The 9310-nt window shown below is 69.7% G+C and carries 7 protein-coding genes and 1 pseudogene; 5 read left to right on the forward strand and 3 right to left on the reverse strand.

What is annotated here, in order from left to right; translation table 11 throughout:
- Positions 1-394: RtcB family protein (locus FNH04_RS34985; RefSeq protein WP_194236912.1), on the reverse strand; the 394-nt coding region annotated here is incomplete at its 3' end.
- Positions 395-609: 215 nt separating this feature from the next.
- On the opposite strand from FNH04_RS34985, the gene FNH04_RS34990 reads away from it, so the two are divergent.
- From FNH04_RS34990 to FNH04_RS35000, 3 genes are all read left to right on the forward strand, one after another.
- Entirely contained in the window at positions 610-1458 is an 849-nt protein-coding gene (locus tag FNH04_RS34990; protein ID WP_322724736.1) for a DUF3558 domain-containing protein, read from the forward strand.
- Between the two features lie 117 nt (positions 1459-1575).
- Positions 1576-2490 carry a DUF3558 domain-containing protein gene (locus FNH04_RS34995; protein ID WP_152789877.1) on the forward strand — a complete coding sequence of 305 codons (915 nt, stop codon included), beginning with the start codon at positions 1576-1578 and terminating at the stop codon, positions 2488-2490.
- 181 nt (positions 2491-2671) lie between these two features.
- Positions 2672-4051, forward strand: coding sequence for a DUF2637 domain-containing protein (locus FNH04_RS35000; protein ID WP_152789881.1), 1380 nt, complete (start codon positions 2672-2674; stop codon positions 4049-4051).
- A 69-nt stretch (positions 4052-4120) separates the two neighbouring features.
- Here FNH04_RS35000 and lysS read toward each other — a convergent pair whose 3' ends face one another.
- Positions 4121-5866, reverse strand: a complete 1746-nt coding sequence (gene lysS / locus FNH04_RS35005; protein WP_322724737.1) for a lysine--tRNA ligase — start codon at positions 5864-5866, stop codon at positions 4121-4123.
- Positions 5867-6020: 154 nt separating this feature from the next.
- On the reverse strand, positions 6021-6677 hold the full coding sequence (locus FNH04_RS35010; RefSeq protein WP_152789878.1) for a hypothetical protein: 657 nt from the start codon (positions 6675-6677) through the stop codon (positions 6021-6023).
- A gap of 344 nt (positions 6678-7021) precedes the next feature.
- Here FNH04_RS35010 and argS point away from each other — a divergent pair, with 344 nt between their 5' ends.
- Complete coding sequence (gene argS, locus FNH04_RS35015) at positions 7022-8800, forward strand: arginine--tRNA ligase (RefSeq protein WP_152789879.1); 1779 nt, start codon at positions 7022-7024, stop codon at positions 8798-8800.
- Positions 8801-8852: 52 nt separating this feature from the next.
- Positions 8853-9310 (forward strand): annotated as a pseudogene (locus tag FNH04_RS35020) (DUF4253 domain-containing protein); the annotation flags it as partial.

A 9310-nucleotide genomic window follows, 5' to 3' on the forward strand; every position in this document is an offset into this window, starting at 1 on the left:
CATCCCACCCAGCCGCACCGAACCCGTACAGCCGCCCCGGATCCACGGGCTCGTCGTGCATCCCCCGCCCCACCGGAATCGCCTGCTCGATCTTCGACCGCAGTCGCGACAGGTCCCCCGGCAGGTCGTTCGCCGTCAGTGACGTCTTCACCGCCGACATCCCGCACCCGATGTCCACACCCACCGCCGCGGGGCAGACCGCGCCCTGCATGGCGATGACGGACCCGACCGTCGCGCCCTTCCCGTAGTGGACGTCCGGCATGACGGCGAGGCCCTTGACCCAGGGCAGCGTCGCCACGTTCCGCAGCTGCTGCATCGCCACGTCCTCGACCGACGCGGGGTCGGCCCACATCCGGATGGGAACCTTCGCGCCCGGTACCTCTACATACGACATGTCGTCCTCAATCCCCCGGAACAGAAACAAAAGTCTGGAATCGCAAAACCGGCGCCAAGGTCAACGAATGGGATGCCGGACCGGCGTTCACGGCAGTGCGTGCGATAGACATTGTGGTCAGCGACCGCACTGGTGCGGCAAGCGAATAACCACAGGACAGCAACAGGACAGCAGTGGACACCCCCTTCGTGGCGGTGCGACGAGAGGAGCCCCCTGTGCAGCCGAAGGCGTACGTTCCCGGCGTCGCCGTGCTCCTCGCGGCGCTGCTGGCCGGCTGCACGAGCTCGGACGAGGACGGCACTCCCGACAACCGGCCCGACGGCACCAGCACCACCGCGACCGCCGCGCAGCCAGGCCGTTACCGCACCCTCCCCGAGCCCTGCGGCGTTGTCCCCGCGGACTCGCTCGACGCGCTCCTGCCGGGCATCAAGCAGCTCACGGACGAGGAGCAGCGGGAGACGGCGTACGAGGGCGAGCCCACGCAGACGTTCGACACGGACCGGCGGGTGGGGTGCCGGTGGAAGGTGGAGTCGACGGACGCCACGGACTATCTGGACGTGGACTTCGAGCGTGTGGTGTCGTACGAAAACGCGGTCAGTGACGACAGCGAGGCCGAGCAGGTCTACACGACCAAGGAGCTGGACGCGGACCTGCCGGAGCCGTCCCCCACGGCGACCGACGGCAGCGGCGCGGAGGACGGCGGCGAGGACGGTGACGCGGCGGACGGTGACGCCACCCCGTCCGAGTCACCCTCGGAATCCGGCTCTCCGGACGCCTCCGGCTCCCCGGGCCCCTCCGCCTCCTCTTCCTCCGGTACGGCCGGGACCCCGGCCGCCCTCCAGCCCCGTACGCTCGACGATCTGGGCGACGCGGCGTTCCTGGACGACGAGCTGAGCACGGCGCAACAGCGGACGGTGACTGTGGTGTTCCGCACGTCGAACGTCATTGTGACGGTGGAGTACGTGGAGCAGCCGGCCTCCGTGAGGGAGGTGCCGGACAGCAAGGAAATGCAGGACAGGGCGCTGAATCTGGCCGGTCGGCTGGCGGAGGCGTTCGAGGAGTGACCGTCTCGGGGCCCGCTTCGCAAAGCCGTTGAACGGCAGCGGCTCTTGTTGCTCAGCGCGTACCGTGGCCCCTCGGACCCCGATCCGACGGCAGGAACCACGAACGTCATGAGCGTCATGAGTGAAGGAACCATGCACCGATCAGCAGAGCGAGACCAGCGTCATCAGCGAAGCGGGCGAGGCAGTGGGGGCAGGGGGGCCCGACGGCTTCTCGTGGCCGCCGCCGCACTTCCGGTGATGCTGATCGCGGCCGGCTGTTCCTCGGACTCCGGCTCCGGTGACGACGCGGCGAAGGAGTCGAGCCCCACGGCAGCGGCGAAATCGGCGACGGCTTCGGCGAACGAGGTGAAGGCGGCGGCGTACGGGAAGCTGCCCGAGACCTGCACGGTGTTGTCGAAGAAGACCCTGGAGGACCTGGTCCCGGAGGGCGTGAAGTCGGGCAAGCCGATCAACGACGGGGAGCAGGACGCCAGTGGCGACTGTCGCTGGATCAGCCTGGACAACAACGGTGTGAAGGGTTCGCAGTACCGCTGGCTGAGCGTGTCGCTGATGCTGCTCCCGTCGGACGCGGCCCGTGGCGCGGGTGACGAGCGGGCGCGTGAGCAGTACGAGAAGAAGGTCTCGGAGGCCGAGGCGGTCGCCAGCGCGAAGAACGTGAAGTCGGAGCCGGTGACCGGTACGGGGGACGAGGCCACGGCGGTGCGTTACGACCTGAAGAAGAAGGAAGGGACCTTCAAGCAGCAGACGATCGTGGCGCGGGTCGAGAACGTGGTGATCACGCTCGACTACAACGGCGCGGGTCTGGCGGGCGAGAAGGCCCCGGACGCGGACGATCTGGTCAAGGACGCGAAGGCGGCCACGAAGGAGATCGTGGCGGCGGTGGCCGAGGCGAACGGTGAGGGTGCCGGTGCCGGTTCGGGGGCGTCGCCGTCGAAGTCGGCCTCGCCGTCCAAGTCGGCGGCCAAGTCGGACGCGGAGGACGGCGAGCCCACGGCAAAGGCGTCGGCGTCGGCGAGCAAGAAGAAGAGCTGATTCTTCGGCTGCGCCTCAACGCGTAGCCTCACCAGGCGGTTTGCGGGAGCCCGGCCGTACTGCGGACCGGGCTCCTTTGCTGCCGGTCACACGTGCGACGTACACATGTGCCACCCTGTTGCGCGCACCAACACGCAAGGGGAGGGGAGTACGAGTGGCCGCGCCACTGCAGCTGACTCGGATGCACCGCATTCTCATCGGCGTTGTCGTGACCGGCGCCGTGATCATCGCCGGTATCGGTTTCGCCGGTTCGTACGCGGCCGTCCGGGAACTCGCCCTCCAGAAGGGCTTCGGCGACTTCAGTTACGTCTTCCCGATCGGCATCGACGCGGGCATCTGCGTCCTGCTGGCCCTGGACCTGCTCCTGACCTGGATCCGTATCCCGTTCCCGCTGCTGCGCCAGACGGCGTGGCTGCTGACGGCGGCGACGATCGCGTTCAACGGCGCGGCGGCCTGGCCGGACCCGCTGGGCGTCGGTATGCACGCGGTGATCCCGGTCCTGTTCGTGGTGTCGGTGGAGGCGGCCCGGCACGCGATCGGCCGGATCGCGGACATCACGGCGGACAAGCACATGGAGGGTGTGCGCCTGACGCGCTGGCTGCTCTCCCCGATTCCGACCTTCCTCCTCTGGCGCCGTATGAAGTTGTGGGAGCTGCGGTCGTACGACCAGGTGATCAAGCTGGAGCAGGAGCGCCTCGTCTACCGGGCGCGGCTGCGTTCCCGTTTCGGCCGCGCGTGGCGGCGCAAGGCTCCGGTGGAGTCGTTGATGCCGCTGCGTCTGGCCAAGTACGGCGTCCCGCTGGCGGACACGGCTCCGGCGGGCCTGGCGGCGGCGGGCATCGAGCCCGCGCTGCTGCCTCCGGCACCGAAGCCGGAGCTGGAGCGGGTGGCGGACACGCCCTCCCGGCCTCAGGAACAGCAACAGGCGCAGCCCCGGCAACCGGCCCAGGCGCAGGACCGGCACCAGCCGCAGCTGGGCGCGCAGCCCCCGCTCCCGCAGGGCGACTGGCCCACCGGTCAGCCGGAGTACGCCCAGCAGGGCCCGGAGGACCAGAGCCCGTGGTTCGCGGCGGCCGCTCCGGAGAACACCGTGTACCAGGGTGGCTACGACCCCTCGTACAACCCGGAGGAGCAGTACGAGCAGTGGTACGAGGAGCAGCAGTACCAGGGCCCTGACGTCCAGCAGCGGGCCGAGCGGCACCGGTACCGCGAGGAGCAGGCGCAGGGGCAGGCCGCGGAGCAGTCCGAGGAGCCGTACGAGGAGCAGGGGCAGGAGCAGGAGCGCTCGCCGGAGGAGACGGGCAGTTTTCCCATCCCGGTGGGCCCGAGGCGCACGCGTGAACTCGGTGAGGGCGGCGGTACCCCGGAGCCCGACGAGGAGGCGTACTACCAGGTCTTCAAGCAGTCGATAGGCGGCAGCGGCTACCCGACCCCGCGTGAGTTCAGCGACAACGTCGAGGCGACCTACGGTGTGCCCATCCTGGACGCCGAGGCCAAGCGCATGGTCCTGCGCTTCCAGAACCGCCACACCGCGGAGCTGGAGGACGACCACATCGCGTGACCTCCACCGGTACGAGGAGAGGGGGCGCCCGGCGAACACCGGGCGCCCCCTCTCTTCGTACGAGTGGGCCTACTCCCCCAGCAGCCTGCGCACCCGGTCCTGGCCGACCGCGAGCAGCAGCGTGGGCAGGCGGGGGCCGGTGTCGCGCCCCACGAGCAGGTGGTAGAGGAGCGCGAAGAACGTGCGCTGGTGGCTCTTGATCTCCGCGGGCAGTTCCTTGGGGGTGGCGTCGGCGGGGAACCCTGCCTGGACCTTGGGCACGCCGTAGACGAGGTGGGTGAGCCCGTCGAGGGACCAGTGCTCCTCCAGCCCGTCGAGCAGCAGCCGCAGCGATCCCTGCCCCTGCTCGTCGAGCGACTTCAGCAGCTCGGCGTCCGGCTCGTCACGCACGATGGTGCGCTGGTCGGCGGCGACATGGGTGTTGATCCACGCCTCGGCCTTGTCGAGCCGCGGCCGTACCTCGTCCAGTGAGGCCAGCGGGTTGGCGGGGTCGAGCTCGCTGAGGATGCGCAGGGCCTGGTCCTGGTGGCCGGCGGTGATGTCGGCGACGGAGGCGAGTGTGCGGTACGGCATCGGGCGGGGCGTCTTCGGCAGCTCGCCGGCGGCGGTCCGTACGGCGCGTGAGTGCGCGGCGACGTCGGCGGGAAGGGCGGCCCCCTCGGCGACCTTGGCGTCGAGCTTGTCCCACTCGTCGTACAGCCGCTGGATCTCCTGGTCGAAGGCGATCTTGAAGGACTGGTTGGGCCTGCGCCGGGCGTACAGCCACCGCAGAAGCTGCGGTTCCATGATCTTCAACGCGTCGGCAGGGGTGGGTACTCCGCCCCTGGAGGACGACATCTTCGCCATCCCGCTGATGCCGACGAACGCGTACATGGGCCCGATGGGCTGCTTGCCCCCGAAGATCCCGACGATCTGCCCACCGACCTGGAAGCTCGACCCGGGAGACGAGTGATCGACCCCGCTGGGCTCGAACACGACCCCCTCGTAGGCCCACCGCATGGGCCAGTCGACCTTCCAGACCAGCTTGCCGCGGTTGAACTCGCTCAGCCGCACGGTCTCGGAGAAGCCGCAGGCGGTGCAGGTGTACGACAGCTCGGTCGTCCCGTCGTCGTACGAGGTGACGGTCGTGAGGTCCTTCTCGCACTGCCCGCAGAAGGGCTTGTACGGGAAGTACCCGGCGGAACCGGAGCTGCCGTCGTCCTCGGCTGCGGCCCCGGACCCCTCGGCGGCCTCGAGCTCGGCCTCGTCGACGGGCTTCTGGGACTGCTTCCCGGCGGCGGGCTTGGGCTTGGTCCGGTACTGGTCGAGGATCGCGTCGATCTCGCCCCGGTGCTTGATCGCGTGCAGGATCTGCTCGCGGTAGACGCCCGAGGTGTACTGCGCGGTCTGGCTGATCCCGTCGAACTCGACACCCAGCTCGGCGAGCGAGTCGGTCATCGCCGCCTTGAAGTGCTCGGCCCAGTTGGGGTGGGCGGAGCCCTTGGGCGCGGGCACGGAGGTCAGCGGCTTGCCGATGTGCTCGGCCCACGAGTCGTCGATCCCGGCGACGCCGTTCGGCACCTTCCGGTAGCGGTCGTAGTCGTCCCAGGAGATCAGGTGCCGCACCTGGTACCCCCGGCGCCGGATCTCGTCGGCGACGAGATGCGGCGTCATGACCTCGCGAAGGTTGCCCAGGTGGATGGGCCCGGAGGGGGAGAGCCCGGACGCGACGACGACGGGTTTGCCCGGGGCCCGGCGCTCCGACTCCTCGATGACCTCATCCGCGAAACGGGAGACCCAGTCGGTGGTCTCGGTGCTCTGAGCCACGATCGGCACGTCCTCTTTTTCTGGTTGCTCCACCGCAGCCGGTACGGTCGCACGGCTGTCCGCCCCATTCTCCCAGCTCCCCCCGCAACCACGAAAACGACTTGTCGTCGGCGGGTGCCGCCGGATCAGGAGCCGCCCCGCCGACCGGGCCCGGGGCGACGGGTCAGTTCCATACCCGGATGCCGAGGGTGACGGTGGCACCGCCGTCGATGACGTCGGTGACGGTGACCCAGGACCACCGTCCCTCGGAGGTACGGGCGCACAGCTCCACTCCGTCACTCAGGTCGTCGCTGCGGATGCTCTGGCTGAACCCGGTCTGCCGGTCACAGGTCTCGGGCCCGGGTGTCTGCCCGGTGACCACGGCGATGCGCTCGTTCCTGAGTCCGCCGTTGAGCGACAGGTCGTTGCCCGCGGGCCGGTACTTCTCCACTCCCCAGTTGTCCGCCTGCGAGTCGAGGTCGATGCTGTACGGCGTGTTGAGGGAGACCCCGCTCTGCTCCCGGCGCAGCGCCGAACGGGTGGCCTGGGCACTCGGTTCCCCGCCGGTGCCCTGTTCCTGGGACGAGGGGGTCGCGGTGACGGTGGCGGTCGCGGTGACGGTGGCGGCGGGCTTGGGGTCTCCGGCCTCGACCTGCACGGTGAACGTGTTGGTCGCGTTGCCGAAGACCACGGTGATCACGGCCGCGCCCACCGTCGCGACGACGCCGAGCAGCGCGGGCACCAGCCATGTGGCCCGCCCGCGCGGAGCGGTACGGCTCCCGGGTTCCCCTTCCGGCGTGGGCGGCGTACCGGTGTCGGGCGTCGTCCTGCTGTCCGTCATGCTTCCCCCGATGTCTTCATTTGTCTTCGGTTGAGGCGCGATAGCGCGGTACCGGGAAGGTAGAAGGGCAGGCCCGGCTTTGGCCTCTCGGCTTGCCATATTGACCAAAACGCTTCGAATGCGACTGTTCGGGCTTTGTCCAGTGCGCACTTGGGCGACACTTTCCTTCGGCACCAGGCGGCCTGCAGCCCCACCCCACGGTCCGCTCCCGTTCACCGCCGCCGCAGGGCCCCGTCGCGTCCGGCGCCCTCGCCCCCCTGGCCCGCGCCCGAGAAAACCGCTTTACGCCCCATGGGATACTGGCCGCATCCACCCGTACCCACGAGGAGAACGGCACCCACCCCATGGCCCCGGTCACGTCCCTCACCGCATCCGTCCACCAGCGCCTCGCGACCGCCCTCTCGGCAGCCCTGCCGGAGGCCGACGCGGACCCGCTGCTGCGACGCAGCGACAGGGCGGACTTCCAGGCCAACGGAATCCTGGCCCTCGCGAAGAAGGCGAAGGCCAACCCCCGCGAGCTGGCCGCCCAGGTCGTCGCCCGGGTCGAGTCCGGCGACGTGATCAAGGACATCGAGGTCTCGGGCCCCGGCTTCCTGAACATCACGATCACCGACAAGGCGATCACGGAGAACCTCGCCGCGCGGTACGCGGACACGGACGGCCGCCTCGGCGTCCCGTACGCGGAGCACCCGGGCACCACGGTCATCGACTACGCCCAGCCGAACGTGGCGAAGGAGATGCACGTCGGCCACCTCCGCTCCGCGGTGATCGGCGACGCGGTCGTCCAGATCCTGGAGTTCACCGGCGAGAACGTGGTCCGGCGCCACCACATCGGCGACTGGGGCACCCAGTTCGGCATGCTCATCCAGTACCTGGACGAGCACCCGCACGAGCTGGACCACAAGGAGGGCGAGGACCTCCAGCAGTCCGGCGAGCAGGCGATGTCGAACCTGGACCGCCTCTACAAGGCGGCCCGCAGGCTCTTCGACTCGGACGACGAGTTCAAGACGCGGGCGCGGCGCCGGGTGGTGGACCTCCAGGCGGGCGACCCGCGGACCCTCGCCACCTGGCAGAAGTTCGTGGACGAGTCGAAGATCTACTTCTTCTCGGTCTTCGAGAAGCTGGACATGGAGGTCCGGGACCCGGACATCGTCGGCGAGTCGGGTTACAACGACATGCTGGACGAGACCTGCCGCCTGCTGGAGGAGTCGGGCGTCGCGGTCCGTTCCGAGGGTGCCCTGTGTGTCTTCTTCGAAGACGTCAAGGGTCCGGACGGCAAGCCGGTCCCGCTGATCGTGCAGAAGTCGGACGGTGGCTACGGCTACGCGGCGACGGACCTCTCCGCCATTCGGGACCGCGTCTTCAACCTCAAGTCGAACACGCTCCTGTACGTCGTCGACGCCCGCCAGTCCCTCCACTTCAAGATGGTCTTCGAGACGGCCCGCCGGGCGGGCTGGCTGAACGACGACGTCAAGGCCCTCCAGCTCGCCTTCGGCACGGTCCTCGGCAAGGACGGCAAGCCGTTCAAGACGCGTGAGGGCGAGACGGTCCGGCTGGTCGACCTGCTGGACGAGGCGATCGACCGGGCCACGGCCGTCGTACGGGAGAAGGCCGAGAAGGTGGGCCTGTCCGAGCGGGAGATCGTCGAGAACGGCCAGTACGTCGGGGTCGGCGCGGTCAAGTACGCGGACCTGTCCACGTCGGCGGTCCGGGACTACAAGTTCGACCTGGACCAGATGGTGTCGCTGAACGGCGACACGTCCGTCTACCTCCAGTACGCGTACGCCCGTATCCAGTCGATCCTCCGCAAGGCGGGCGAGGCCAACCCGGCCGCACACCCGGAGCTCGGACTGGCCCCGGCGGAGCGCGCGCTGGGCCTGCACCTGGACCAGTTCGGCGAGACGCTCGCCGAGGTGGCGGCGGCGTACGAGCCGCACAAGCTGGCCGCTTACCTCTACAAGCTGGCGACGCTCCTCACGGCGTTCTACGACCAGTGCCAGGTCCTGTCCGCGGACAACGCCCCGGAGGTCGTCGAGAACCGCCTGTTCCTGGTGGACCTGACGGCCCGCACGCTGCACCAGGGCATGGCCCTGCTGGGCATCAGGACACCCGAGCGGCTCTGATTCCACCGGTCTGTGGGGCCCGTTGTCAGTGGCGGGCCCTACAGTCACCGGCATGGCGACTCTTCCCAACCCGCTGCCCAAGCTGGCGGCAGACCCGAGCGGGCGTTCGCTCGGGCTTGCGCTCCCTCCCGGGAGACTGATCGATACGACGGACGAGGGTCCGTGGCGAGAGCCCCTGCTGTGGCACGCCGAGCGGCGGACGTCCCCCGGTAACTGGGCGGCGCTGGGCGCGCCCGCGGCACGGGCGGGGCTCCTTCCGGTGCTGCTGGACGTCGGGGGCGCTCAGGGCGGCCCGGCGGAGTGGGAGTTGATGCCGGGAGAGGTGTCGTACCCCGGGGACCACGACGCCGACGAGGTGCTGGCGGAGTTCTGGGAGGAGTACGCGGCGGACGAGCTCGGCGGGGACGAGGGCCCTCCGGTCCGGGAGCGGGCCGTCGAGGCTTCCGGCGGGCCCACGACGCACGACGAGACGGTCGCGCCGTACGGTCCTCAGTGGCCCGGCCTCTCCCC

It is taken from the genome of Streptomyces phyllanthi (genome assembly GCF_009377205.1).
Lineage (GTDB): Bacteria > Actinomycetota > Actinomycetes > Streptomycetales > Streptomycetaceae > Streptomyces > Streptomyces phyllanthi.

Excerpts from the sequence above, each read along its gene's own strand:
- FNH04_RS34995 (WP_152789877.1), top strand. The coding sequence starts at position 1,576 with ATGAGTGAAGGAACCATGCACCGATCAGCAGAGCGAGACCAGCGTCAT.
- FNH04_RS35000 (WP_152789881.1), top strand. The coding sequence starts at position 2,672 with ATGCACCGCATTCTCATCGGCGTTGTCGTGACCGGCGCCGTGATCATC.
- FNH04_RS35010 (WP_152789878.1), bottom strand. The coding sequence starts at position 6,677 with ATGACGGACAGCAGGACGACGCCCGACACCGGTACGCCGCCCACGCCG.
- argS (WP_152789879.1), top strand. The coding sequence starts at position 7,022 with ATGGCCCCGGTCACGTCCCTCACCGCATCCGTCCACCAGCGCCTCGCG.